Annotated in this window: 26 protein-coding genes; 9 read left to right on the top strand and 17 right to left on the bottom strand. The window is 72.0% G+C overall.

The annotated features are described in order from the left end of the window. Positions 1 to 111 precede the first annotated feature (111 nt). Positions 112 to 435: a hypothetical protein gene (locus EV371_RS19455; protein ID WP_486484698.1), complete on the top strand. Its 324-nt coding sequence runs from the start codon at positions 112 to 114 to the stop codon at positions 433 to 435. A 16-nt stretch (positions 436 to 451) separates the two neighbouring features. Here the strand turns inward: EV371_RS19455 and EV371_RS19450 are convergent, their stop codons facing one another. From EV371_RS19450 to EV371_RS19400, 11 genes are read right to left on the bottom strand one after another with little or no spacing between them, the layout of a single operon-like run. Further along, positions 452 to 1,024, bottom strand: a complete 573-nt coding sequence (locus EV371_RS19450) for a hypothetical protein (protein WP_130463309.1) — start codon at positions 1,022 to 1,024, stop codon at positions 452 to 454. Positions 1,025 to 1,037: 13 nt separating this feature from the next. Continuing rightward, entirely contained in the window at positions 1,038 to 1,979 is a 942-nt protein-coding gene (locus EV371_RS19445; RefSeq protein ID WP_130463308.1) for a hypothetical protein, read from the bottom strand. A gap of 20 nt (positions 1,980 to 1,999) precedes the next feature. Further along, on the bottom strand, positions 2,000 to 3,286 hold the full coding sequence (locus EV371_RS19440; protein ID WP_165436740.1) for an MCE family protein: 1,287 nt from the start codon (positions 3,284 to 3,286) through the stop codon (positions 2,000 to 2,002). Continuing rightward, positions 3,283 to 4,752, bottom strand: coding sequence for an MCE family protein (locus EV371_RS19435; RefSeq protein WP_130463306.1), 1,470 nt, complete (start codon positions 4,750 to 4,752; stop codon positions 3,283 to 3,285). Before EV371_RS19435 ends, EV371_RS19440 begins: the two co-directional genes overlap by 4 nt. Further along, the gene (locus tag EV371_RS19430) at positions 4,749 to 5,999 is read right to left on the bottom strand and encodes an MCE family protein (protein WP_207230542.1); all 1,251 of its coding nucleotides are present in this window, start codon (positions 5,997 to 5,999) and stop codon (positions 4,749 to 4,751) included. Before EV371_RS19430 ends, EV371_RS19435 begins: the two co-directional genes overlap by 4 nt. Beyond that, a complete protein-coding gene (locus tag EV371_RS19425) occupies positions 5,999 to 6,982 on the bottom strand; it encodes an MCE family protein (RefSeq protein WP_130463305.1) in 984 nt (327 codons plus the stop codon). Before EV371_RS19425 ends, EV371_RS19430 begins: the two co-directional genes overlap by 1 nt. A gap of 29 nt (positions 6,983 to 7,011) precedes the next feature. Further along, positions 7,012 to 8,046 (bottom strand): MCE family protein, encoded by a 1,035-nt coding sequence (locus EV371_RS19420; protein WP_130463304.1) that lies wholly within the window; start codon positions 8,044 to 8,046, stop codon positions 7,012 to 7,014. Further along, positions 8,043 to 9,389, bottom strand: a complete 1,347-nt coding sequence (locus EV371_RS19415) for an MCE family protein (RefSeq protein WP_130463303.1) — start codon at positions 9,387 to 9,389, stop codon at positions 8,043 to 8,045. The genes EV371_RS19420 and EV371_RS19415 overlap by 4 nt, the downstream gene beginning before the upstream one ends. Then, on the bottom strand, positions 9,386 to 10,189 hold the full coding sequence (locus EV371_RS19410) for an ABC transporter permease (protein ID WP_130463302.1): 804 nt from the start codon (positions 10,187 to 10,189) through the stop codon (positions 9,386 to 9,388). Before EV371_RS19410 ends, EV371_RS19415 begins: the two co-directional genes overlap by 4 nt. 1 nt (position 10,190) lies before the next feature. Beyond that, complete coding sequence (locus EV371_RS19405) at positions 10,191 to 10,994, bottom strand: ABC transporter permease (protein WP_130463301.1); 804 nt, start codon at positions 10,992 to 10,994, stop codon at positions 10,191 to 10,193. Positions 10,995 to 11,040: 46 nt separating this feature from the next. Then, positions 11,041 to 12,015, bottom strand: coding sequence for an ATP-binding cassette domain-containing protein (locus EV371_RS19400; protein WP_130463300.1), 975 nt, complete (start codon positions 12,013 to 12,015; stop codon positions 11,041 to 11,043). Between the two features lie 298 nt (positions 12,016 to 12,313). Here EV371_RS19400 and shbA point away from each other — a divergent pair, with 298 nt between their 5' ends. Together shbA and EV371_RS19390 are read left to right on the top strand one after the other, a co-directional pair. Next, the gene (gene shbA, locus EV371_RS19395; protein ID WP_130463299.1) at positions 12,314 to 12,892 is read left to right on the top strand and encodes an RNA polymerase sigma factor ShbA; all 579 of its coding nucleotides are present in this window, start codon (positions 12,314 to 12,316) and stop codon (positions 12,890 to 12,892) included. Beyond that, a complete protein-coding gene (locus tag EV371_RS19390; protein ID WP_130463298.1) occupies positions 12,889 to 13,917 on the top strand; it encodes a hypothetical protein in 1,029 nt (342 codons plus the stop codon). Before shbA ends, EV371_RS19390 begins: the two co-directional genes overlap by 4 nt. A gap of 151 nt (positions 13,918 to 14,068) precedes the next feature. Here EV371_RS19390 and EV371_RS19385 read toward each other — a convergent pair whose 3' ends face one another. Together EV371_RS19385 and EV371_RS19380 are read right to left on the bottom strand one after the other, a co-directional pair. Then, complete coding sequence (locus EV371_RS19385; protein WP_130463297.1) at positions 14,069 to 15,100, bottom strand: glycoside hydrolase family 11 protein; 1,032 nt, start codon at positions 15,098 to 15,100, stop codon at positions 14,069 to 14,071. A 509-nt stretch (positions 15,101 to 15,609) separates the two neighbouring features. Then, positions 15,610 to 16,068: a carboxymuconolactone decarboxylase family protein gene (locus EV371_RS19380; protein ID WP_130463296.1), complete on the bottom strand. Its 459-nt coding sequence runs from the start codon at positions 16,066 to 16,068 to the stop codon at positions 15,610 to 15,612. A gap of 154 nt (positions 16,069 to 16,222) precedes the next feature. On the opposite strand from EV371_RS19380, the gene EV371_RS19375 reads away from it, so the two are divergent. Further along, complete coding sequence (locus EV371_RS19375) at positions 16,223 to 17,095, top strand: sigma-70 family RNA polymerase sigma factor (protein ID WP_130463295.1); 873 nt, start codon at positions 16,223 to 16,225, stop codon at positions 17,093 to 17,095. Positions 17,096 to 17,432: 337 nt separating this feature from the next. Next, positions 17,433 to 18,083 (top strand): DsbA family oxidoreductase, encoded by a 651-nt coding sequence (locus EV371_RS19370; RefSeq protein WP_130463294.1) that lies wholly within the window; start codon positions 17,433 to 17,435, stop codon positions 18,081 to 18,083. Positions 18,084 to 18,412: 329 nt separating this feature from the next. Here EV371_RS19370 and EV371_RS19365 read toward each other — a convergent pair whose 3' ends face one another. Next, a complete protein-coding gene (locus EV371_RS19365; RefSeq protein WP_130463293.1) occupies positions 18,413 to 19,066 on the bottom strand; it encodes a TetR/AcrR family transcriptional regulator C-terminal domain-containing protein in 654 nt (217 codons plus the stop codon). 208 nt (positions 19,067 to 19,274) lie between these two features. On the opposite strand from EV371_RS19365, the gene fabG reads away from it, so the two are divergent. Genes fabG through EV371_RS19350 form a run of 3 tightly spaced genes read left to right on the top strand, consistent with a single transcriptional unit; the run spans position 19,275 to position 21,702 of the window. Beyond that, a complete protein-coding gene (fabG, locus tag EV371_RS19360) occupies positions 19,275 to 20,033 on the top strand; it encodes a 3-oxoacyl-ACP reductase FabG (protein ID WP_130463292.1) in 759 nt (252 codons plus the stop codon). 29 nt (positions 20,034 to 20,062) lie between these two features. Further along, entirely contained in the window at positions 20,063 to 21,235 is a 1,173-nt protein-coding gene (locus EV371_RS19355) for an acyl-CoA dehydrogenase family protein (RefSeq protein WP_130463291.1), read from the top strand. After that, entirely contained in the window at positions 21,232 to 21,702 is a 471-nt protein-coding gene (locus tag EV371_RS19350; RefSeq protein ID WP_130463290.1) for a MaoC/PaaZ C-terminal domain-containing protein, read from the top strand. Before EV371_RS19355 ends, EV371_RS19350 begins: the two co-directional genes overlap by 4 nt. Before the next feature lie 11 nt (positions 21,703 to 21,713). Here the strand turns inward: EV371_RS19350 and EV371_RS19345 are convergent, their stop codons facing one another. Next, positions 21,714 to 22,589, bottom strand: coding sequence for a sigma-70 family RNA polymerase sigma factor (locus EV371_RS19345; RefSeq protein ID WP_130463289.1), 876 nt, complete (start codon positions 22,587 to 22,589; stop codon positions 21,714 to 21,716). Positions 22,590 to 22,661: 72 nt separating this feature from the next. Here EV371_RS19345 and EV371_RS19340 point away from each other — a divergent pair, with 72 nt between their 5' ends. Further along, positions 22,662 to 23,111, top strand: a complete 450-nt coding sequence (locus EV371_RS19340; protein ID WP_130463288.1) for an SRPBCC family protein — start codon at positions 22,662 to 22,664, stop codon at positions 23,109 to 23,111. 30 nt (positions 23,112 to 23,141) lie between these two features. Here EV371_RS19340 and EV371_RS19335 read toward each other — a convergent pair whose 3' ends face one another. Both EV371_RS19335 and EV371_RS19330 read right to left on the bottom strand, forming a co-directional pair. Then, on the bottom strand, positions 23,142 to 23,525 hold the full coding sequence (locus EV371_RS19335; RefSeq protein ID WP_130463287.1) for a VOC family protein: 384 nt from the start codon (positions 23,523 to 23,525) through the stop codon (positions 23,142 to 23,144). Next, complete coding sequence (locus EV371_RS19330; protein ID WP_130463286.1) at positions 23,522 to 23,809, bottom strand: MmcQ/YjbR family DNA-binding protein; 288 nt, start codon at positions 23,807 to 23,809, stop codon at positions 23,522 to 23,524. Before EV371_RS19330 ends, EV371_RS19335 begins: the two co-directional genes overlap by 4 nt. Positions 23,810 to 23,859: the final 50 nt, after the last annotated feature.

Here is a 23,859-nt window from a genome sequence, read left to right as displayed (position 1 = left end):
TCGATGCGTTTGATGAGAGTGTCGCGACCCTGTCCCAGGCTCCGTGAGGCCTGGACGGCCCGGGAAAGTCCCGGCGAGTAGCGGCGCGATGGTCCGGGTATGGATCGCGACATGAGTGAAGAGCCGAGTGACCGGGTCGAGAACCGGGCCGCCCACCTGCTTCCCGAGGAACAGTCCGTCGGCAGCGACGACCCGGAGGCGCAGGCCGAGGCGGTGCTGGCCGAATCCGACGGGCGCGAGGCGGGAGCGGCGGTGCTGGCCGAGTCCGACCCCCGGACGACGGAGGCGGAGCGCCGCATCGCCGAGGCGGCGGCCGCCCCGGACTCGTTCCTGGAACGGCGCACCTCGGAGCAGACGGTGGCCCCGGAGCAGACGGCCGGGTCGGGGCAGACGGCCGGGTCGGGGCAGACGGCCACCCCGGAGCCGCCGGACTGACAGCGAGCAGCGCGGGTCAGATGGCGGTGGCCCGGGCCACCTTCCATTCCCCGTCGACCCGGTGCAGTTCCAGGACCACCCGGTTCTGGTCGACCTTCTCGCCGTCGGTGTTGGCGTTGCGGCGGTACTGGTTCAGATAGACCAGCAGCTCCACCTCGGCCGACTCCGCCCGGATCACCCCGCTGGCGGAGACCTCCGCGAGCACCACCGCCTGCTCGGCGACGGCGGTCGACTTCAGCGCCGAGGTCGTCTCGGCGTACTCGTCGGCGAACGGGCCGGTCACGAAGGCGCGTCCGTTCGCGACGCTGGCGTCGAAGCTGCGGTAGTCGTAGGAGAAGATGGCCTTGGCGGCCGGACCGGCGGTGGCCAGCGCCTGGCGTACCGCGGAGTCGCGCTGCTCGGCCCGGTGGTGGGCGTACCAGGCGGTGCCGGCCGCCATGCCGGCGAGCACGGTGGCGACGGCGAGGGCGAGGTGCAGGCGGCTACGGCGACCCTCGGCGGTACGGCGCCCTTCCGCGGTACGGCGCCCCTTGACGGTACGGCGCCCGGGGCGCAGCCGTCGGGCGAGCGTGGCGATGGACGTTCGCATCGGAGTGCTCCTCTCAGCCGACGAACTGGAGCCGGGAGACCAGCCAGGTGTCGGAGTCGCCTTCCCTGGTCAGGTCGACCTGGATCCGGTAATGGGCCGGCCGTCCATCCGGGGCGTTCACGTTCCGCACGGTCGCGTCCATCGCCACCAGTACCACCGCGTGGCGCAGGTCGCCGGAGAGCAGGCCGGCGCGCAGCACCGTACCCCTCGACTCGACCTTGTTCTCCAGCACCGCCTCCCGCACCTTGGCCTGGCCCCGGACGAACTCCTCCTTGAATTCCCCGGTGGCGCCGGCCGTGATCCGCTGGAGGTCGCTGTCCACGCTGGACGCGCTGACCGAGACGAAGTTGACCGTCGTCTGCCGCGCGGCGGCCAGGGCCTGCGTGTGGGCCTGCTCGACCGCCCGGTCCTGCCACCACCGGTAGCCGGAGACACCGGCCAGGGCGAGCGCCGCACAGAGCGCGGCGACCAGCGCGACGGTCGTCCCGAGCCGCCGCCCCGCGCTCTTCCGCCCGGCCGCCGCCCCGCCGGTCGCGCCGGCCGCCTCAGCTGTGCTCGCGCTACCGGCCCGTTCCTGGTCGGCCTCATCGTGGTCGGCCGGTTCCTGCTTGGCCTTTTCGCGGTCGGCCGGATTCTGTTCGGTCTCCTCGTGGTCGGCCGGATTCTGCTTGACCGGATTCTGCTTGACCGGTTCCTGGTCGGCCGGTTCCTGGTCGAGCCGTTCCAGCATCTCCCGCACCGGGTCCTCGGCGACCGGCATTCGCCGGGTCACCGTACGCCGGGGCACCGGTCGCCCGCCCCGGGCCGGCTGTCGCGTCCCGCCCCCCGACCGGCGTGCCCCGCCGGCCCGGGCCCGTCCCTCGGCGGATGTCGGCGGCGGGACGGCCGGCGTGCCCGGGTCGGCCGCTGCTGAGCCCTTCACCAGTTTCAACCTACGTTCCTCACCGCTGCGCATCGGTCGGCTCCTCGGATCGGTCATGGCGCTAGGCCGGCAAGTAGTAGTTGCTTCCAGGACTGGTCGCCGGCGAGCTGGTACTGCCCACCGGTCGTGCCGAAGGAGAGCGGCGTGCCGGCCGGGCCCAGCGCGACCCCGGTCGCCGGGTCGTAGCCGGCAACGGTGGCGGGGGAGACCGGCGGGGTGTGCTCGGCCGGCACGTCCGGCTCCGGCAGCGCCGGTCCGCCGGGTCGCGGCGGCGCCGGGTCGGTGCCGCCGGGCCGGGGCGCCGCCGCGCTGCCCCGGACACTGGAACCGCGGGCGGCCTCCGCCGCCGTGCAGCGGGTGGACCCGTCGTAGACGCAGGCCGGCGGGTCGGCGACGTTCAAGACGAGCCCGAAGTGCACCGTGCCGTCGCCGGGGGTGACGGTGAACGCGCCGTCCACCACCAGCGGATAGACCACCAGCAGTTGCTCGATGCCGGGCAGCCGCCGGGCGGCCACCCCGTTCACCGCGACCAGGTTGCCCAGCAGGGTACCGATCGACGGGTCCAGGTCGCGCAGCAGGCCGACGAGTTCGGTCGCGGCGGCCGGCCCGTCGGCGAGGATCCGCCGCAGGTCCGGGTCGGCGGTCCGGACCGTCTCGGCGAGCCGGGCCAGCCCGTCCGCCCAGCGGCGCAGCGCGGCGGCGGACTCCTGCTGGGTACGCAGCACGGTCCGCCCGTCCCGGATCAGCGTCACCGTCTCCGGCAGCCGTACCGTCGCCTCGGCGAGCAGTGCGCCGCTCGCGTCGAGGATCCGGCGCAGCGCCGCCTCGTTCCCCTCGAACGCGACGCCCAACTCGTCGATCACGACCGCCAGGTCGTCGGGGTCGATGGAGCGGACCAGCGCGTCCAGGTTGGCCAGCAGGGTTTCCGGGGCCAGCGGGGTGCCGGTGCGCTCCTTGGGGATCACCGAGCCGTCCCGCAGCCAGGGGCCGGTGTCGCGCTCGGGGCGCAGGTCGACGTACTGCTCGCCGACGGCGGAACGCTGCGAGACCACCGCGCGCAGCGCGTCCGGGACGCGTACGTCCTCGTCCAGCCGGAGTGCGACCCGGACCGCCTCGCCGTGCAGGTCGACCGCCTCGACCCGACCGACCGGAAAGCCCCGGTAGCTGACCGACGCGTTCGGGAAGACGCCTCCGGAGTCGGCGAAGTCGGCGTACACCAGATAGCCGCTGCCGAGCAGCCGGTCGCCGAGCCCGACGTAGCGGACCGCGACATAGCTGATCCCGAGCACGCTGACCAGCAGGAACGCCAGCACCTGGAGTCGGGCGGTACGTCCGGTCACTTCGACGACCCCCCGCCGAGTATGTCGAGCAGCCCGCCGGTCCGCCCGTTCGTCGCCCCGTCCGGCGGGGGCAGCAGGCAGCCGGGGGAGAGGATGGTGCCCAGCGGCAGCCTGGTGCCGGGCGGGAAGATCGTGCCCGGTGGCACCACTCCACCCGGCGGCAGCAGCCCGCCCGGCGGCAGCAGCGACCCGGGGCGGAGCAGTTCACAGCCCGGCGGCAGCTCGCACTCCGGCAGCAGCGGCGGCAGCCAGTCGATCGGCAGCAACCCGCCGACCGGCAGGCAGACCGGTGGCAGTACGCCGGGCAGCAGCGGCCCGACCCCGCCGGGCCGCCCGTCATCGCCGCCACCGGGGCGCTGCCCGCCGCCGCTCGCACCGGGCCGGTTGCCGGTGGCGCGGCCACCGGGCCGACTCCGGCCCGTCGGCGGCGACGTCGCCACCGGCTTGGCCGAGAAGAGGTTCGCCAGGATCGTCGCGGCGTCGAGGTCGGCGGTGAGGGAGAGGTTGATGTAGTCGCCGACGATCGCACCGGTGACGTTCGGTGGGAACGGGTACGACAACATGAAGTCGAGCGACTTCGGCAGTGCGTCGCCGGCCCGGACGAGTTGTTCGAGCGTCGGTTGCAGGGCTCGCACGCTTGCCACCAGGTCCTCCCGGCTCTCGGTGACCACCCGGGACCCCACCCGGCCCAGTTCGCCGAGCGCGGTCACCGCCTCACTGAGCCGCTTCCGCTGCTCGGCCAGTACGGCGAGGCCGGGGTCGAGCGCGGAGAGCGCGTCCCCGATCACGGCGCGCTGCCGGGCCAGCCGATCCGTCAGCCGGTCCAGCGCGTCCACCGCGCGGACCAGGTCCGCCTTCTGCCGGTCGAGCCCGGTCACGAAGGTGTCCAACTGGCGCAGCGCGTTGCGGGCGGCCGGTTCCCGCCCCTGCAACGCGGCGGCGAGTTCCTGGTTGATCGTCTTGAGCTGGGCCAGCCCGCCGCCGTTGAGCAACAGGCCGAGCGCGGCAAGCACCTCCTCGACCTCGGCCGACCGTTTCGTCCGGGCGAGCGGGATCACGGCGTCGTCGCCGAGTTGCCCGGCGGGTGGTTCGGTGACCGGGGCGGCCAGCGCGACGTACTTCTCGCCGAGCAGGCTGGTCTGCCGGACCGCCGCGGTGGCGTTGCCGGGCAGTCGCACGGTGCGGTCGATCCGGAGCCGGACCAGCGCGGTCCAGCCGCGCAGCGAGATCTCCCGGACACTGCCCACCGTGACGTCGTTGACCTTGACGGCTGACTGCGGCACCAGGTCGAGTACGTCGGTGAACTCGGCGGTGACCTCGTACGCCGGTCCGTTCGGCGCGCCGCCGGGCAGCGGCAGACCGGCCGCATCCAGGCTGCCGCAGCCGGTCGCCCCGACCGTCGCCGCCAGCAGCACCGCGACCGCCCGGGTCACCGTCCGGGCCTCGGCGAGGACCGGCCGGCTCATCGGACACCCCGCAGGATGCCACCGAGCGTGCGGTCGAGCGACACCTCCGGCCCCGGCGCTCCGGGCACGGGTGCTGCCGTGCCGTCACCGGCGGCCGGCGGCGTCGCCGGTGCGGGCTTGCCGGACGGCGGCAGGTTGAGCAGCGTGCGCAACTCCTCCGGGAGCGGGAGCCGCTTCAGGTTCAGGGTCTCGGCCAGCTCGAAGCAGCGCTTGGGCACCTTCGGCGCCGGCAGCGCGTCGGCCAGGGTCGCGCAGACGTACGCGGCCGGGTCGTACGGCCCGAGCAGGTTGTCCCGGGTGTCCAGGGTGCCGGACCGGGCGTTGTAGGCCAGGTTCAGGTTGGACAGGGTCAGCGGGGCCACGTCCAGGATTCTGATCAGCGCCTTCTGCTGCCGGACCAGCACGTTCGTCACGTCCGCCAGCGCCTCCACATTGGATTTCAGGATCGCCCGGTTGTCCCGGACGAACCGGGTCACCTCGCCGAGCGCGTTCGCCAGGTTGCGCAGCGCGGCGGCCAGGTCGTCCCGTTCGGCGGCGAGTTGGGTGGCCACGTCGGCGAGGCGGGAGTTGAAGGCCCGCACCTGCTGGTCGCTGCGGGCCAGCGCGGTGGTGAACCGCTGCAGATTCGCCACCGTGCCGAACAGGTCCTGCCGCCCCTCGGCCAGGGTGTCCAGGGCCCGGGAGAGCCCGTCCAGGGTGTCGTGCAGGTTGTCCCCGTTGCCGGCCAGGTTCGCCCGGGCGGTGCCGAGCAGCTCGTCCAGCGCCCCGTCGGCGTTGGCGCCGCCCGGTCCGAGCGCCCGGTTGAACTCGTCGAGGGCCCGGTAGATGTCGTCGATCTCCATCGGCGCCATCGTCCGGTTCACCGGCAGTTCGGCGCCGTCCGGCAGCCGGGCACCGCCGGAGAACGCCGGGGTGAGCTGGACGTACCGGTCGCTGACCAGGCTCGGTGGCACGATCACCGCCGAGGCGTCGGCCGGGATGTCGTGCCGGGCGTCGTAGCGCAGCTCCAGCCGGAGGGTACGACCGGCCGGGGTGATCGAGACGACCTCACCGATCCGCACCCCGAGGACCCGGACGTCGGAGCCGGTGTGGATGCCGACCGCCCGGGTGAAGTGCGCGACGAGGCGCCGCTGCGGGGTGCCCTGGTGCGGCAGCACGAACGTGGCGGCGGCGGCCACCAGTACGGTCACCCCGGCGGCGAGCAGTGCCCGGCGCCGGTTCGGTGCGACGGGGCGGAGCCGGCGCATCAGCGACCTCCGGTCGGCACGTACGGCTGGAGCAGCCCGCGCAGGTACGAGTCGAACCACCGGCCGTTGCCCAGCACGTTGGTGAAGGCGTCCAGGAACGGGCCCATCGTCTGCAACGTCCGCTCCAGGTCGTCGCGGTTGCGTTGCAGGGTGGCCACCACCCCGCGCAACTGGCGCAGCGTCGGCTCCAGCGTGGCGCGGTTCTCGGCGACCAGCCCGGAGAGCTGTGCCGACAGGTCCCGGGTGCCGACCAGCAGGTCGTGGATCGCGTCCCGCCGCCGGTGCACCTCGTCGAGCAGCAGGGCACCGTCGGCGACCAGCCGACGGAACTCCTCGTCCCGGTTCGCCAGTACGTCGGTGACGCTCCGGGCCCGCTCCAGCAGTTCGCGCAGTTCGGCGTCCCGACTGGCGACCGTGCGGGAGAGCCGGGAGAGCCCGTCCAGCGAGGAGCGCACGCTGCCCGGGGTGTCCGCGAAGGTCTCCGCGAGCGTGGTGAACGCGGTCGCCAGCTGCCCGGTGTCGATCTCGTCGAGCGTGCCGGCCAGCCCGGTGACCGCCTGCATCACGTCGAACGGGGACGCGGTGCGGGAGAGTGGGATCTCCGCCTCCTCGGCCAGCCGGCCCGGTCCGGCCGGCGCCAGCGCCAGGTACTTCTGGCCGAGAACCGTCTTGATCCGGATCGTCGCAGCGGTTGCCCGGCCGAGCCGCAGCTCGCCGTCGTCGATCCGGAACCGCACCCGCACGTACGTGCCGGTGCCGCCCCGGGCCAGGTCCACCTCGGTCACCTCGCCGACGCGTACCCCGGCGACCCGGACCTCGTTTCCCTCGACCAGCCCGCTGGCATCCCGGAACGCCGCCGCGTACGCCCGGTCGCGCAGCGCCGCGAGGTCGTCCAGCCGGAACGCGGTCAGCAGCAGCCCGGTCAGCACCACCAGCCCGACCGCGCCGATGGTGACGGGGTTGCGTTCCCGGAACGGTCTCACCGGGTACCTCCTGATCCGGCGCAGCGGGTTCACCGGGTACCTCCTGATCCGGCGCAGCGGGCCGCCTCGGAACTGAACGTGGCCGGGTTGACGCTCTGCCCGCCGAACGCCAGCCGGCCGTCGAAGTCGCAGACGAAAAGGTTGAGCCAGGAGCCGTCCGAGGCGACCCGGGTCAGCGCCTCGTACCGGTCGGGTAGCCGGCCGAGGGTGCCGTCGATGACCGCCGCGTTCCGGTTGAGGGTGCCGGCGAGGTCGCCGAGTTCGGTCACGTCGGCGGCGAGCGCCGGCCGTGCGTCGGCGAGCAGCGCGGCGGTGCTGCCGGTGAGTTTGCCGAGGTTGACCAGTGCCGCGCCGATCGCCTCGCGGTCGCCGGCCAGGCCGGAGACGAACTGCTGCAAGGAGCGGATCGTCTGGTCGAGTTCGGCGTCCCGGTCATCGAGGGTGGCCAGCACCGCATTCAGGTTGGTCACCACCCGGCCGATCACCGCGTCCCGGTCGGCGAGCGTGTTGGTCAGCGAGGCGGTGTGCGCCAGCAGGCTGGCCACGGTGCCGCCCTCACCCTGTAGCACCTGGATGATCTCGTATGCCAGCCTGTTGACGTCCTCCGGACTCAGCGCGGTGAAGAGTGGCCGGAACCCGTTGAAGAGGGTGGTCAGGTCGAGGGCCGGGGTGGTCTGGCCGATCGGGATCAGCCCGTCCGGGCGCAGTGGCGGCCCGCCGCCGGGGCCCTCGGCGAGCGCGACGTAGCGCTGGCCGATCAGGTTGCGGTAGCGGATCTTCGCCCGGACGGTGGTGCGGAGCGGCACCTCCTCGGTCAACCTCAGGGTGACCTCGGCGACACTGTCCTGCACCACCCGGATCGTGTCGACCCGGCCTACCCGGACTCCGGCGATCCGGACGTCGTCACCGGGGAGCAGGCCGGTGACGTCGGTGAACCGGGCCCGGTAGCTGGTGCCGCCGAAGTGCAACGAGCCGAGTGCCTGGGCGAGCATCCCGGTGAGCAGCAGCGTCACGGCGGCGAACGCGATCAGCTTGACCAGGGGGCCGACGGGTACCCGCCTCATCTGGCGTTCACCACCGCGCCGCGCAGCAGCGGACCCCAGAGCAGTACGGCGATGTCGGGCACCTGCACCGGCAGGATGCCGGTGGCGGCTCCGATGATCGGCTTGAGCAGGTTCCGTTCCTCCTCGGTGCCGGCAGAGCCCATCGCCGGTGGGTTGCCGGCGGCCGGGATTCCGTCGACGGCGGCGCCGGAGTTCGCCGGAGGCTTGCCGACCGGGAGCCTGACCGGGCCGGGGCGGGAGCCGCCGTGGTCGTAGCCGTCCTCGATCCGTACCTCGGATGCGGGTGGCCTCGGGTTCGGCAGCTCCCGGCACTGCGGGCCGGTCGATGCGCCGTACACCGGGGCGTCCCGGCCGGGCTGGTAGGCGCCGTTGTCCCGGGTCACCTCCAGCGTCACGTGCATCCGGCCGTTCCGGAACACCTCCTCGGCGCGTGGCTGTGCCCGTACCAGCCCCTGCATCAGGCACGGATACTCCGGGGCGTACGCGGCCAGCAGCTCCAGCACCGGCCGGCCGAGTTCGCCGAGCCGGATCACCTGGTCACCGTGCCGGTCCAGGAAGAGCCGGCCCACGTCGGCGGCGTCGGTCGACTCGGCGAGGAAGGCCGCGAGCTGGGTGCGCTGGTCGGCGACGGTGCGCGCGGTCGGGGTGACGTCCCGGAGGATCGCCAGCAGGTCCGGCAGGGCCGCGTCGTAGGAGTCCAGCACCGCCGCGAGCCGCCGGACGTCCTCGGTGAGCGCCGGCAGTTCGCGGTTGAGTTCGCCGAGGTAGCCGTCCAGGGTCTCCAGGGTCCGCCCGAGTTGCTCGCCGCGACCCTCCAGGGCGGTGGCGAGCGCGGCCAGGGTGCTGGCCAGCCGGTCCGGGCGGATCGACCGGAGCAGTGGCAGCGCCTCGTCGAGGACCCGTTCCAGCTCGACACCGTTGCGGCTGCGGTCCTGGCTGATCACGGCACCGTCCCGCAGCGGACCGGCGGTGGAGCCGGCGGGGGCGACCAGGGCCACGTACCGCTCGCCGAAGAGGGTCTTCGGCAGCAGCCTGGCGGTGACGTCGGCCGGTACCTGCCCGATCCGGTCCGGGTCGAGCGCGAGCCGCAGCCGGGCCCGCGTCCCGTCGCTGTCGACCTCGCGTACCTCGCCGATCGGCACTCCACGCAGCTTCACCTCGGCGCCGGGGTTGAGCTGCATCCCGGTCTGGGCGGTGTGCAGGGTCACCCAGGCGACCGGGGTGAAGACCTTGCGGTACTGCAACACGGCGAGCGTCAGCGCCGCACCGAGTACCACCACGAAGACGAGACCGAGGACGCGTCGGCCCCACGGCGACCCGCGATGCTGCATGCTCCCGTTCACCCCGCGATCCGTACGGTCGTGGTCGCGCCCCAGATGGCCAGCGACAGAAAGAAGTCGACGATGTTGATCGCCACGATGGCGGTACGCACCGCACGGCCGACCGCGATGCCGACTCCGGCCGGCCCGCCGCTGGCGTGGTACCCGTAGTGGCAGTGCACCAGTACGACGATCACGCTGAACACCAGCACCTTGCCGAACGACCAGAGCACGTCCATCGGGGGCAGGAAGAGATGGAAGTAGTAGTCGTAGGTGCCGGCAGACTGTCCGAAGTAGAAGACCGCGATGCTGCGGGTGGCCAGGTAGCTGGAGAGCAGGCCGATCACGTAGAGCGGGACGACCGCGACGAAGCCGGCGATCATCCGGGTGGTGACCAGGAACGGCAGCGAGGGCACGCCCATCACCTCGAGGGCGTCGACCTCCTCGGAGATCCGCATCGCCCCGAGCTGTGCGGTGAAACCGGAGCCGACGGTCGCCGAGAGCGCCAGGCCGGCGACCAGCGGGGCGATCTCCCGGGTGTTGAAGTAGGCCGAGACGAATCCGGTGAACGCGCTGCTGCCGAGCTGGTCGAGCGCCTGGTAGCCCTGGAGCCCCACCTCGGTGCCGGTGAAGAAGGTCAGGAAACAGATCACCCCGACCGTGCCGCCGGTGACCGCCAGTGCGCCGCGACCGAAGCTGATCTCGGCGAGCAGGCGTACCACCTCGCGGCGGTAGCGGTGCAGGGCCCGTGGGGTCCAGGCGAACGCCCGCAGGTAGAAGGCGAGCTGTCCGCCGAGGTTGTCCAGGGTACGCAGCATCGGCATCTCACATCCCCCGCTGCGGTACGAGCTGGAAGTAGACCGCGGTGATCACGAAGTTCAGCGCGAAGAGCAGCATGAAGGTGAGTACGACGCTCTGGTTGACCGCGTCGCCGACCCCCTTGGGCCCGCCCCGCGCCGTCATCCCGTGGTACGACGCGACCAGCGCGGCCACCGCACCGAAGAGCACCGCCTTGACCTCGCCGACGGCCAGGTCGGACAGTTGGCCCAACGCCTGGAAACTCGCCAGGTACGCCCCGGGTGTCCCGCCCTGCATCACCACGTTGAAGAAGTAGCCGCCGGCCACCCCGACGACGCTGACCAGCCCGTTGAGCAGCGCCGCGACCAGTGCGGCGGCGACGATCCGGGGTGCGACGAGCCGGTGCACCGGGTCGATGCCGAGCACCTCCATCGCGTCCAGCTCCTCCCGGATCTTCCGGGCACCGAGGTCGGCGCAGATCGCCGAGCCACCCGCCCCGGCGATGATCAGCGCGGTCACGATCGGGCTGGCCTCGCGCACCACCGCCAGCACCGAGGTGGCGCCGGTGAACGACTGGGCGCCGAGCTGGCGTACCAGGGAGCCGAGCTGTAGCGCGATCACCGCCCCGAACGGGATCGCCACCAGCGCGGCCGGCAGGATCGACACCGAGCTGATGAACCAGGCCTGCTGCACGAATTCGCGGACCTGGAACGGCCGCCGGACCAGCCCGCGCAGCGCGTCGAGACAGAAGGCGAAGAAGTGGCCGGGGCCGCGCAGCCGGGCGGTCACCCTGGCCGGGCCGGCCTGCCCGGTGCCGGTCGGCTGGCTCATCGGAACGCCTCGGTCGGCTGGCATCGCAGTGCCTCGGTCGGCTGGCTCATCGCAGTGCCTCGGTCGGCTGCCAGACGCTGCCCCGGACACCCTGGAACGATCCGACCGGCGGGGTGACGCCATGTTCCTCGCACCAACGGCCCGGCGGCTGCTCGGCGGGGCGGGGCCGACCGTCGGTGGGGGCGAGTTGCAGCGGGATCGGTGGCAGCGGCGGCAGTTCCACGCCCGCTTCCGCCTCGGCCCGCAACTCGTCGGAGTCCTTCTCCTCGGCCATCCCGATCGGGCCGATCCGCTGCGCGTTCAGGAACTGCCGGACCACCGGCTCGGTGCTGGAGAGGAGCATCTCGCGCGGACCGAACATGGCCAGCCGGCCGTGGTAGATCAGACCGATGTTGTCCGGCACCGTACGGGCGGTGTTGATGTCGTGCGTGACGATCAGGAACGTCGCCCCGGTCTGCTGGTTGAGGTCGATGATGAGCTGGTTGAGGTACGCGGTGCGCACCGGGTCGAGCCCGGAGTCCGGCTCGTCGAAGAGGATGATCTGCGGGTCCAGCACCAGCGCCCGGGCCAGTCCGGCGCGCTTGCGCATGCCACCGGAGATCTCGCCCGGCAGTTTCCGTTCCGCGCCGAGCAGCCCGACCATCTCCAGCTTCTCCTGCACCACCGCCCTGACCTCGGACTCCGACCTGCGGGTGTGTTCGCGCAGCGGGAAGGCGACGTTGTCGTAGATGCTCATCGAGCCGAACAGCGCGCCGTCCTGGAACAGCACCCCGAAGAGCCTGCGAACGTCGTACAGCGCGCGTTCGGAGAGCCGGGTGAGGTCCCGGCCCTCGATCCAGATTGCTCCACGGTCCGGTTTCAAGAGCCCGACCAGGGTCTTCAGGAACACCGACTTGCCGGTGCCGGACGGGCCGAGCAGCACCGAGATCCCGCCCGCCGGCAGCGTGAGGCTGACGTCGGACCAGACCGGTTGGCCGCCGAAGGACTTCGTCAGCCCTTCGACCCGTATCTCGACGCCCATCCGTCCACCGCCCGCCGCCGCTCCCGGTGGACTCCGCCCACCGCCGTCTCTGGTGGACATCGCGGCGGGCACCCCGGGCGTAACAGCGAAGTCCGGTAATTCTTCGACCACTTTCCGTGGTGCGAGTTTCCGTGGTCCGACGTCGAGCCGTCCCGCGGTGCCGGCGGACCGCCCCCGTCGGTGGTGCGATCCGACGGCTCCCGATACGGTGCCGTTGACCCGCCGGTAACTCCGGGCGTGGTGCCGGACGAAGGCGTGCCCCGACGAAGGTGTGCCCGACGAAGGTGCGACCGCATACATGACCGCAGCACCAGAGAATGAGCTCGTCGCCCGCGCGGCCCGACGCGACCCCGAGGCGACGGCGGCGCTGCTCGCCGAGGTCCGCCCCGGCCTGGTCCGGTACTGCCGCGCCAGGCTCGGCCGGGTCGGCGGCGCGTACGCCACCGCCGACGACGTGGCCCAGGAGGTCTGCCTGGCGGTGCTCCGGGCACTGCCCCGGTACCGGGACCAGGGCCGGCCGTTCGCCGCCTTCCTCTACACCATCGCCGCGCACAAGGTCGCCGACGCGCAGCGGGCCGCGATCCGCGACTCGGCCGTCACCACCGACGGTCCGCTGCCGGACGGGCCGGACTCCGCCCCCGGTCCCGAGCAGCGGGCCGTCGCCACCGACCTGGCCCGGCGGCTCTCCGCGCTGCTGGCCCGGCTGCCCGAGGTACACCGGGAGATCGTCCTGCTCCGGGTGGCGGTCGGCCTCACCGCCGACGAGGTCGGGGTCATCGTGGGGATGTCGGCCGCCGCCGTCCGGGTGACCCAGTCCCGGGCGCTGGCCCGGCTCCGCGCCCTGGCCGGCACGGCCCTGGACGAGGTTGCCGCATGAGTACCCTGCGAGGCGGAGCAGAGCGAGACGACGACACGGACGCGCGCGGCGACGCCGTACCGGGGCGGGATGGGGTGTTGACCGGCCGGGAGGACCTGAACCCGGATCCGACTGCCGAGCCGGATCCGGCGGTGGTCGCGGCCGACGACAGGTTGCTCGACGCGTTGGGTCGGGCCGAGTCGGCACCCGGTGACGACCCGCTGGCCGGGCTGCTCACCGCCTGGCGGGCGGAACTCGACGCCGACCTGCCCGGCTTCGACGTCGATGCCGCACTCGCCGCGACCGTGCCGCGCCAGCCCGCGGCGATCCCGCGCCAGCCCGCGACGATCCCGCGCCAGCCCGCGACGATCCCGCGCCAGCCCGCGACGATCCCGCGCCAGCCCGCGGCAGTGCCGCGTCGGCCCGCGGCCCCGAATCAGCCCGCGACATTCCCGCGTCGGCCGCGCGCCGGCCGGCTCGTCCGCCGGCTCGTCCTGTCCAGCGTGGTCGGTGTCGTGCTGACCGCCCTGCTCGGCCTCGGCGTCAACCATGCCGGGCCGACCAGCCCGCTCTGGCCGGTCGCGACGGCGGTCTATCCGGACCGGTCCGCGGTCCGCGCCGCCGAGCACACCATCCAGCTCGCTCGGGAGGCGCTGGCGGATCACCGCCACACGCAGGCGCGGGCGGAACTGGACCGAGCAGCCGTCCAGGTGACGGCGATCCGTGACCCGGCAGAGGCTGGCCGGCTGCGTGCCGAGATCGAGCGGCTCCGGCGCGGGCTACCCGGATCGGCGGACCGCTCCGAGGTACCTGCCGGCGAGCAGGCGCCCCCGGTCCAACCGGCCCCGACCACCCCCACCGCGCCGCGTACCCCTGGCGTTGCTCCACCGCCGACGGTGGGATCCGATCCGGCGCAGCCGGCACCGGCGACGCCGGCGGACCAGGACCTGCTCCCGGTGCCGCTACCCGTGTTGCCGTCGCTGCTGCCGTCCGGGCTGCCGCTGCTGCCGAGCGGCGGCTGTGTACTGCTCTGCCCGCCAGACTGACCAGGGGCACGTGCCACTCGTCCGGCGGACCGCCATAAGCAGTGTGGCGCGGCGGCCGATGGGCCGCCGCGCCACTGGGGCGATGCTTCAGGTGTTCGGGTCAGTCCGCGCCGCGAGACACTGTCGGCACCGCATCCCACCCCACCCAGGGTTAGCCGGTCGAGCAGCTCGCGGTGGGTGTGGTGTTGTTACCGTTCTTGTAGAGCGTGATCCCGAAGTTGTTGCCGTTGCCGTTCGGGCGGGCGGTGAGCGTGCCACTGCTGCCGCTGATCGAGGCATTCCAGCTGTTCTGCAGGCTCTGGCCGCCGTTGGTGCGGATGGTGACGACCCAGTTGTTGGTGCCGCTGACCGAGAAGGTCGTGTTGAACCGGTCGTTCCACTCCTCGGCACGGCTCACGCTGACGTTGCAGCTGCCACCGGGCGGGTTGGTCGGGCCGGTGGTGGGGCCGGGGCCAGGGTTCCCGCCGCCGCCTTCCCGGACGGTGATGTCGGAGCTTCCCTGGCTCTGGTAGCCCTCGGTCGCCATGACCTGGTAGGCCCAGCTGCTACCGAGGTTCAGGCCGGCGCGCGCCCAGGCGTCCATGTGGTTGCCGAAGGTGATCGTGCCGCTGCTGCGCTTCTGCTGGCGGACGCTCCAGAACTGGTAGAACGTCGCGGTGCCGTCGATCGACGGCTGGTTGACCCGCTGGCTGCGCAGGATGTCGTAGGTGCCACCGTCGGTGGTCACCGTGCCCATCCGGGTGGCGCCGCTGCTCGGGTTGTAGCTGCCGAAGTTCTCCACGACGTAGTACTCGATGAGCGGGTTCCGCGTCCATCCGTACAGGGCGAGGTAGGTGTTGTTGTTGCCCGGGTTGTAGGTGCCCGAGTAGCTGACCGTCCGCCGGCTACCGCTGGACCAGCCCTTGCCGCCGACCCAGTTGTTGGTGCTCCTACTCCACGAGCTGGAGTACCGGCCGTTCTCGCGCAACACCATGCAGGCGTCGCCACTGTCCTTCCAGAACGAGAAGTAGAACCCGTTGTGCGAGCCGGTGGTGTTCGAGCAGACTTGCCGGTCAGCCTCGGCGTAGGCGTTGGGGGCCAGCGCGGTGCCGCTGACCGCCAGCACCACGGCGCAGGCTGCACCGAAGAGCAGCCGTATGCTGCGTTTTCTCGATCTGGTGGGGGTGTGGTGCGTGTCGTTCATCTAGCTGCTTCCTCCTCGTGGTGGCTGGCGGGGGCCAGCGGCGCGGTACGACCCGGCAGGGCTGTCAGCCCCCGGTAACGGGCACCGGGCGCCAGCGTCGTACGGCGCGGTGGTGGTGGGCCGGTCGTCGCGCGGTCGACAACCGGAGGAGCGGAACGTGGTGGTAAGCCATCGACAGTGGTGGAGGTCTGCCGATGGCGACAGTATTCGTCGGGTTCCGGTCACATGTCAACGCTTCCCGGAAATATTGCGGAAACCGTCTGCTGGTAGCGATTCGCTCCGAGGTTGTTTCCGCAGGTCAGTGTATTGACTGACCGGTCGGGACGGCGGCTCGTCGGCCGGAATGACCGCTGGGTACCCGAGATCCGGAGGGACGTGACCGAAAGTTACGGAGAACTTCCGGACCATCTCGGGGGTCGGACGGGGGCCGGGAAGGGCTCGGAAAGGACCTCGCGGGTGGCGGCCCGGCCGCCACCCGCGAATGCTGGTCAGGATCGACGATTGCGCGGTCAGCCCCAGTTCTGCGGGGCCGGCTGCCGGGTGGTGACGTTGATCCGGTTGAAGAGGTTGGTGGTGGCGATCCAGAGTACGAGGGCCGCCAACTCCCGTTCGTCGAAGTGCTTGGCCGCGTCCGCCCAGATCTCGTCCGGCACGCCGTCGGCCCGGTCGGCCAGCCGGGTGGCCGACTCGGCGAGCGCCAACGCCGCGCGCTCGGCGTCGGTGAAGTACGGCGTCTCCCGCCAGGCCGCCACCGCGAAGAGTCGCTCGTCGGTCTCGCCGTTCTTCTTCGCGGCCCGGGCGCCGCTGTCCACGCACGCACCGCACCCGTTGATCTGGCTGGTCCGCAGGTGTACGAGTTCCAGCGTGGACGCCGGCAGTCCGACGGAGTGGATCTCCTTGTAGAGCAGGTTGACCGCCTTGACCGCCTCCGGCAGGAGCGCGGCGGGGTTGTTGATCCGTGCCTGCATGACTGTCTCCCTTGCGATCTTGAGTTCGGGCCGGTGTCGTTGTCACGCCGGCCCGTCCTCGTCCGTCGCTGTAGTGACGATCCCGGTGACGATGCTGTGACAAAAGTGGCATAGCTCACAATCTGGACAAGGACGACGAAGTGAGGGTTCTACCGTGAGTGACAAGGACCTGCTGGCCGAGCGGTTCGAGCGGAACCGGGCCCAGTTGCGCGCCGTGGCGTACCGGATGCTCGGGTCGTCGACCGAGGCGGACGACGCGGTCCAGGAGGCGTGGCTACGGCTGAGCCGGACCGACACCACCGGAGTCGACAACCTCGGCGCCTGGTTGACCACGGTGGTCGGCCGGATCTGCCTGGACATGCTCCGGTCGCGCGGCTCCCGCCGCGAGGAACCGCTCGATGCCCGTACCGTCGAACCCGTCGCGACCGGCGAACAGGCCGATCCGGAGCGCGAGGCGATGCTGGCCGACTCGGTCGGGCTGGCCCTGCTGGTGGTGCTGGAGACCCTCACCCCGGCCGAGCGGCTGGCCTTCGTCCTGCACGACCTCTTCGCGGTCTCCTACGACGAGATCGCCCCGATCGTCGGGCGCAGCCCGGCCGCGGCCCGGCAGCTCGCCAGCCGGGCCCGTCGCCGGATCCAGGCGGAGGCCGCTACTCCGGAGGCGGACCTGCCGCGCCAGCGCGAGATCGTGGATGCCTTCCTCACCGCCGCGCGCGGCGGCGAGGTCAGCACGCTGCTCGCCCTGCTCGACCCGGACGTGGTGATCCGGGCCGACCGCGTCGCCGCCCGGCTGGGCGGCCGCGCCGAACTGCGCGGCGCGGAGCAGGTCGCCGGCTTCTTCGCCGGCCGGGCCCAGGGCGCGCGGACCGCCGTCATCGACGGCGCGCCGGGTGCGGTGGTGGTGGCCGGCGGGCGGGTCCGGATCGCCATCAGCTTCGTCGTCGGCAACGGTCGGATCATCGCGCTGGACGCGGTCGCCGACCCGGAGCAGTTGCGCGAACTCGACATCGCGATGGTGGGCGACTGACCCGAGCCCTCGGGCGGCGGGGATGTCGTCGCGGTGCGCGCGGGCTCACCCCGTCGAGGGTCGCCCTGAACACAGCCGGGTGCGGCCGGGCTCGGTGAGCGCGTAGGTTACCAACAGGGATCAACAGGGGAGCCGTGATGAGTCTGACCAGGCCGGAGGCGGAGTTGGCGGCAGCCGGGTCGGCCGCTCGACCGCCCGCCGGACCGGACGAACCAGGTGACGAGCCGACAGACCCGGCGCCGCTTCCGGCGGTACCGGGTCTGGTGATGCTTACCGCCGACGAGGACGCCCCGGTGTGCGCGGACGGAACCTGCCGGTAGAACCGAGGAGAAGATCAGTGCAACTCGAAGTGTGGTCCGACATCGTCTGCCCGTGGTGCTACCTAGGGAAGCGACGGCTGGAGACGGCACTCGGGCAGTTCGCGCACGCCGACGAGGTCGAGGTCGTCTGGCGCAGCTTCCAGCTCGACCCGTCGTACCCGAAGGGGAAGCCCCAGCCGGTGCCGGAGGCCCTGCGGGCCAAGCTCGGCGCCTCGCCGGCCCAGGTCGCCGCGATGCAGGAGCACGTGACCTCGCTCGCCGCCGAGGAGGGACTGGACTACCACCTCGACCGGTCGATCATGGCCAACACCTTCGACGCACACCGCCTGACCCACCTGGCCCGGCAGTACGGGCTCGGCACCGAGCTGCACGAGCGGCTGATGCGGGCGAACCTGGTCGAGGGGGAGAACGTCGACGACGCCGAGACCCTGGTCCGGCTCGCCACCGAGGTCGGGGTACCGGCCGAGGCGGCCCGTCGGGTGCTGGCCGGCGACGAGTACGCCAAGGACGTCGAGGCCGACATCGCGCAGGCCCGGGCGTTCGGTGCCAGCGGCGTGCCGTTCTTCGTGCTCGACCGCAGGTACGGCATCTCCGGCGCCCAGCCGGTCGAGGCGTTCCTCTCCGCGCTGCGTACCGCCCACCAGGGCTCGGCGGCCGGCAGCCGCTGACCCGACCGTCCGCTGACCCGACCGTCCGCGGATCGGATCGGATCCGGCCGGCGGTGGCCGGCCGGAGCGGCACGGTGCCCGTCGGTTAGGGTCACCGGGCATGGGCGCTCTCAAGCCGTGGCATCTTCTACTGACCCTCGTCTGCTGCCTGGTGCCGCTTGCTGCCGTGGTGGCCGGCGCGGCTTGGTACGCCATGCGCCGCCGCTGACCGCCGCACCCGCCGGGAGCCGCTGCCGCCGCGCCCCGCCGAGAAGTCGCCGCGGAGCCGTCCGGACGCCGTCGCTGGCGCGTCTGGCCCGCCGGGGAAGACCGCCGAGAAGGGTGGCCGGTCAGCGCGCCGGCGGCGGTGGCAGCGGGCCGACGATCCGCTCGTAGGTCCGGGCCAGCCCGTCGATCAGGGCATCCAGGCCAAGCGCGAACGCACCCTCGTCGACGCTGCGCTGATGCTCGGCGAGCCGGTGCGCCTGGCCGAGGTGTGGATAGCGGGCGGTGTAGAGCTGCGGATCCCCGACGAAGCCCCGGGCGAACGACCCGAGCGCCGAACCGGTCACGAAGTAGCGCATCAGCGCGCCGATATGGGTGGCCCGGGCCGGTGGCCAACCGGCCTTGACCAGCCCGCCGTAGACGGCGTCCGCCATGGCCAACGCCGCCGGCCGCCGCCCCGGCCCCTGGGCCAGGTACGGCACGATGTTGCTGTGTGCGGCCAGCGCCCGCCGGTAGGAGTGACCCCACAGCCGCAGGGCGTCCCGCCAGTCGTGGGTGGCGAAGTAGGAGACGTCCACCTTCGCCGTGATGGTGTCGGCGACCGCGTCGAGGATCTCGTCCTTGGTCGCGAAGTGGTTGTAGAGTGACGGACCGCGTACCCCGAGTGTGGTGGCGAGTCGGCGGGTGGAGAGCGCGTCCAGTCCCTCGGCGTCGATGATCGCGGCTGCGGCGTCGACGATCCGCTGCCGGCTCAACAGGGCCTGGCGGGGGCGGGGCATGCTCGGTCGTCCTCCTCCTCGGTGGCCGCGATCCGCCGCCGGACCGGACTCGTGTGCCTCCCGCGCCGATCGGGGGTGGCGGGGCAAAACTTCCAGCGATAGTTTAACGGGCAACGGCCGGGACACCCGCCGGCCCAGGGATCCGGGAGCCCCGTCCCGCGCGGAAGTCCTCCCAGGTCACCCGCATCCACCCAGCGAGGAGTGCAACGTGGGCAGATTCGCCGACCGGGTCGCCGTCGTCACCGGGGCGGCCCAGGGGATCGGTGCGGCCACCGCCCGGCGGCTCGCCGCCGAGGGAGCCGCCGTGGCCGTCCTGGACCTGGCCGCCGACCGGGCGCGGCAGACCGCCGACGAGATCGTCCAGGCCGGTGGGAAGGCCAGCGGGTACGGCTGCGACGTCACCGACAGCGCGGCGGTGTCGGCCACCTTCGACGAGGTCGTCGCGGCGTACGGCCGGCTCGACGTGCTGGTGAACAACGCCGGGATCACCCGGGACAACCTGCTGTTCAAGATGCCGGCCGACGACTGGGAGGCGGTGATCACCACCAACCTGACCAGCATGTTCCACTGCTGCCAGGCGGCACAGCGGCACATGGTGCCGGCGAAGTACGGCAGGATCGTCAACCTGAGCAGCCGCTCCGCGCTCGGCAACCGGGGCCAGGTCAACTACGCGGCGGCCAAAGCCGGGGTGCAGGGGCTCACCGCCACCCTCGCGATCGAACTCGGCCCGTTCAACATCAACGTCAACGCCGTGGCCCCCGGCTACATCGCCACGGCGATGACCGCGGCCACCGCCGAGCGGGTCGGCGCCACCCCGGCCGAGCACCAGAAGTACTTCGCCGAGCAGACGCCGCTGCGCCGGGTCGGCCAGCCCGAGGAGGTCGCGGCGGTGATCGCGTTCCTGGCCAGCGACGACGCCTCCTACGTCAGCGGCCAGACGCTCTACGTCAACGGCGGTGCGAACTAACCCCACCGATCCGACGGAAGGACGACACCGTGGACTTCTCGCTCGGTGAGGAGGAGCGGGCGATCCGGGACACCGCCCGGGCCTTCATCCGCAACGAGGTGATGCCGCTGGAGTCGGAGGTGCTGCGCCGGGAACGGGCCCACCAGCCCGGGCTGCGCCGCGACGAGCTGCGGGAACTCCAGCTCAAGGCGAAGGCGTTCGGCTTCTGGGGCCTGGACACCCCCGAGGAGTACGGCGGGATGGCCCTGCCCGCCGTCACCCAGTCGCTGATCTGGACGGAGACCGGACGCAGCTTCGTACCGTTCCGGTTCGGGGGCGAGGCGGACAACATCCTCTTCGAGGCCGACGCCGCCCAGCGGGAGGAGTTCCTGATCCCCACCATCCAGGGTGACCGGATCTCCTGCTTCGCCATCACCGAGCCGGGGGCCGGCTCGGACGTGGCCAACATCCGGTTGCGGGCCAGGCGCGACGGCGACGACTGGGTGCTGAGCGGCGAGAAGACCTTCATCACCAACGGCAACGAGGCGGACTTCGCCATCGTCGTCGCGGTGACCGACCCGGATCGCGGGGTGCACGACGGCGGAGCGACCGCGTTCCTGGTCGACCGGGCGATGGGCTGGAAGTCCGAACCCATCCAGACGATGGGGGAGGGCGGACCGGCGTCGCTGGTCTTCGACGACGTACGCGTGCCGCACCGCAACGTCCTCGGCGAGCTGGGCCAGGGCTTCGCCCTCGGCATGCGCTGGATCGGCAAGGGGCGATACCTGATCCCGTCGCACGCCCTCGGCATCGCCGAACGCGCCCTGGGGATGGCCATCGAGTACGCCAACACCCGGCAGACCTTCGGCCGGCCGATCGGCGCCAACCAGGCGATCGGGTGGATGATCGCGGACTCGGAGACCGAGCTGGAGGCGGCCCGCTGGCTGGTGCTCCGGGCCGCCTGGACGGTCGACACCGGACACGACGCCCGGCACGCCACCTCGATGGCGAAGCTCTACGGCGCGGGCATGGTCAACCGGGTGGTCGACCGGGTGCTGCAGATCCACGGCGGCATGGGTTACACCCGGGAACTGCCGATCGAGCGCTGGTACCGACAGGTCCGGCTGCTGCGCATCTTCGAGGGCACGGACGAGATGCAACGACTGATCATCTCGCGGGACCTGCTCCGCGGTTACACGAAGCTCGGAGGCCACCTGGAATGAGAACGTTCGCCTCGCTCACCGAGCTCGCCGGGGCGGTCGGCGAGCGGCTCGGCCCCGGCCCGTGGCATCGGATCGAGCAGGACCGGGTGAACGCGTTCGCCGACGCCACCGGTGACCACCAGTGGATCCACGTCGACCCGGAGCGCGCGGCCGCCGGCCCGTACGGGACGACGGTCGCACACGGCTTTCTCACGCTGTCCCTGCTGCCGGTGCTGGTGCGCGACCTCTACCGGGTCGAGGGGATCCGGCTGGCGATCAACTACGGGCTGAACCGGGTGCGGTTCCCGGCGCCGCTGCGCACCGGTGAGGCGGTCCGGGTCGGCGCGGAGCTGCTCGAGGTCGCGCCGGTGTCGGACGGCGCGGTGCAGGTGCTCACCCGGGTCACCGTCGAACCGGAACGGGCCGGCAAGCCGTGCTGCGTCGCCGAGACCGTCACCCGGCTCTACAGCGAGGAACCACCGGGTTGAAACACCGGGGATCACTCCAGGATCACGACCTCCAGTGCCCGCAGTCGGGCGGGGTCGCCGAGGATGTCGATCGTCCGGATCCGTCCGTCCCGCACCGCGAAGAGCATCGCGATAGCGAGGCGCCCGTTCGGGACCACGGCGATGGCCGCCTGCCCGCCGACCCGGGCCACCCGGGCGAGCGGAGTGCGGTGCGTGAAGGTGAGCGCCTGCCGGGCGACGTCCCGGGCGCCGTGGACCTGCTGCGCCGCCCCCTCGGGCACCAACCCGGCGTCCGCCCTCGCCGTGACGTCCGGGTCGAGCACCGAGAGCAGCGTGTCGAGGTCACCACCGCGGGCCGCGGCGAGGAACGCCTCGACGATCTCGCGCTGGCGGGCGAAGTCGGGGTCGGGCACCTGAGCCGCCTGGACCCGGCGACGCGCCCGGCTGGCGAGCATCTTGGCCGCGCCCGAGGAGCGGCCGAGAATCGTGGCGATCTCGTCGAACGGTACGGCGAACATGTCGTGCAGCACGAACGCGATCCGTTCGGCCGGTGCCAGCGTGTCGAGCACCACGAGCAGCGCGACGCCGACCGAGTCGGCCAGCAACGCCGTGCGCTCAGGGTCGGGTACGTCCTCGTCGACCGGTAGCGGATCGGACCCGTACGCCTCCAGCGGTTCCTCCCGGCGCGCCCGACGAGCGCGCAGCATGTCCAGGCACACTCGCCCCACCACCCTGGTCAACCAGGCACCGAGGTTCTCGACGTCCCTCCCGTCCGAGCGGGCGAGGCGGAGCCAGGCCTCCTGCACGGCGTCGTCCGCCTCGCTCCGCGAGCCGAGCATCCGGTACGCCACCGCGCGAAGATGACCGCGATGCGCCTCGAACCGCTCCGCCAGCCGTTGATCGTCCATGGTTACCTTTCCGCTCCGCCAGCCGTCATAGCACCGACGGACGAGACCGAGCCAAGGTAACGAGGAGGCGTTGTGGCGGCAATCCTGTCCACGATTGAGATCGAGCGGCCACCGGACGCGGTGTTCGGCTACGCGACCGATCCCTCGCGATTCCCGGAATGGCAGCGGGACGTGCTCAGTGTGCACCTGGACCAGGAAGGTCCGATCGGCGTCGGGACGCGGTTCACGACGATCCGTCACATCGCGGGCGCGGAGCGCGGGCAGATTCAGGAGGTCACCGAGAGCGACTTCCCGCACCACTGGGCCTCGCGCGGCATCGACGGCCCGATCAGGGCCCACGCCAGCATCACGATCGAACCGGTCGACGGCGGCGCCCGGTCGCGGGTCACCTTCGCCCTCGAATTCGAGGGGCACGGGGTCGGTGTCCCGATCCTTCCACTCGTGCGGCGGCAGTACCGCAGGGCGTCACCCCGGAGTTTCCAGAATCTCAAGGACCTGCTCGAAGGCGGTCGCGTGCGGTAACCCAGGCCCGTCGGAAATGGGTGACCGGAATCAGTCGGACTCCGCGAGCAGATGCACGATACCGGCCGGATTCTTGATCCAGTGGGTTCTGGAGCCGGGGTTCTCCAGCGGTTCCACCTCGTCACACGGCTGAATGCCGATGTCGGCCAGCCTGCCTGTCGCCGCGTCCAGATCGTCGGTGTGGAGTTGCAGCCACAGATCGGGCTGACTGTAGTTGTCGACACAGTCGAGCCAGAGGGTGTTGGGACCGAACCGCACCGAATGGGTCCTCGAAACGGTCGGCGCGGAGGAGGCATCCTCCTCTTTGACCTCGAAGCCAAGGGTGTCGCGGTAGAAGTCCACCGTGGCCTCGTACTGCGCCTTGGGGATCTTCATGGCGATGTTGACTCCGGCGGTGATGGCGGGCTTGGTCATTCGACTCCTTCCGTGGATACCCCCGCAGGATCCGGGTGGCGTCCGGCGGGCTGTCGGGCCGTCGGGCGGTCGCGTTTCGGCAGCCTGGCGACGATCGCGGAATGGGAGGCGTCGACCGCCTTCCGGTTCGGGCCGCACTTGACGCCGACGCTCGACCGCGACTCCTGGCCGAGAAGGGCGAAGATCCTCGGCCCGACCTTGACCACCACGTCGCCCTCCCACGGCTCGCCCTGCCAGGCGCCCGGCTTGGCAAGGCAGTAAGCGAGCATCTCCGCCCAGGTCACCCGGCGTCCCCCTGTGCATCGGTCGGGTGTGACGGTCCCATCTTGGCAGA

The organism is Plantactinospora sp. CNZ321, from assembly GCF_004217235.1.
This window is presented reverse-complemented; position numbering and strand designations above follow the sequence as displayed.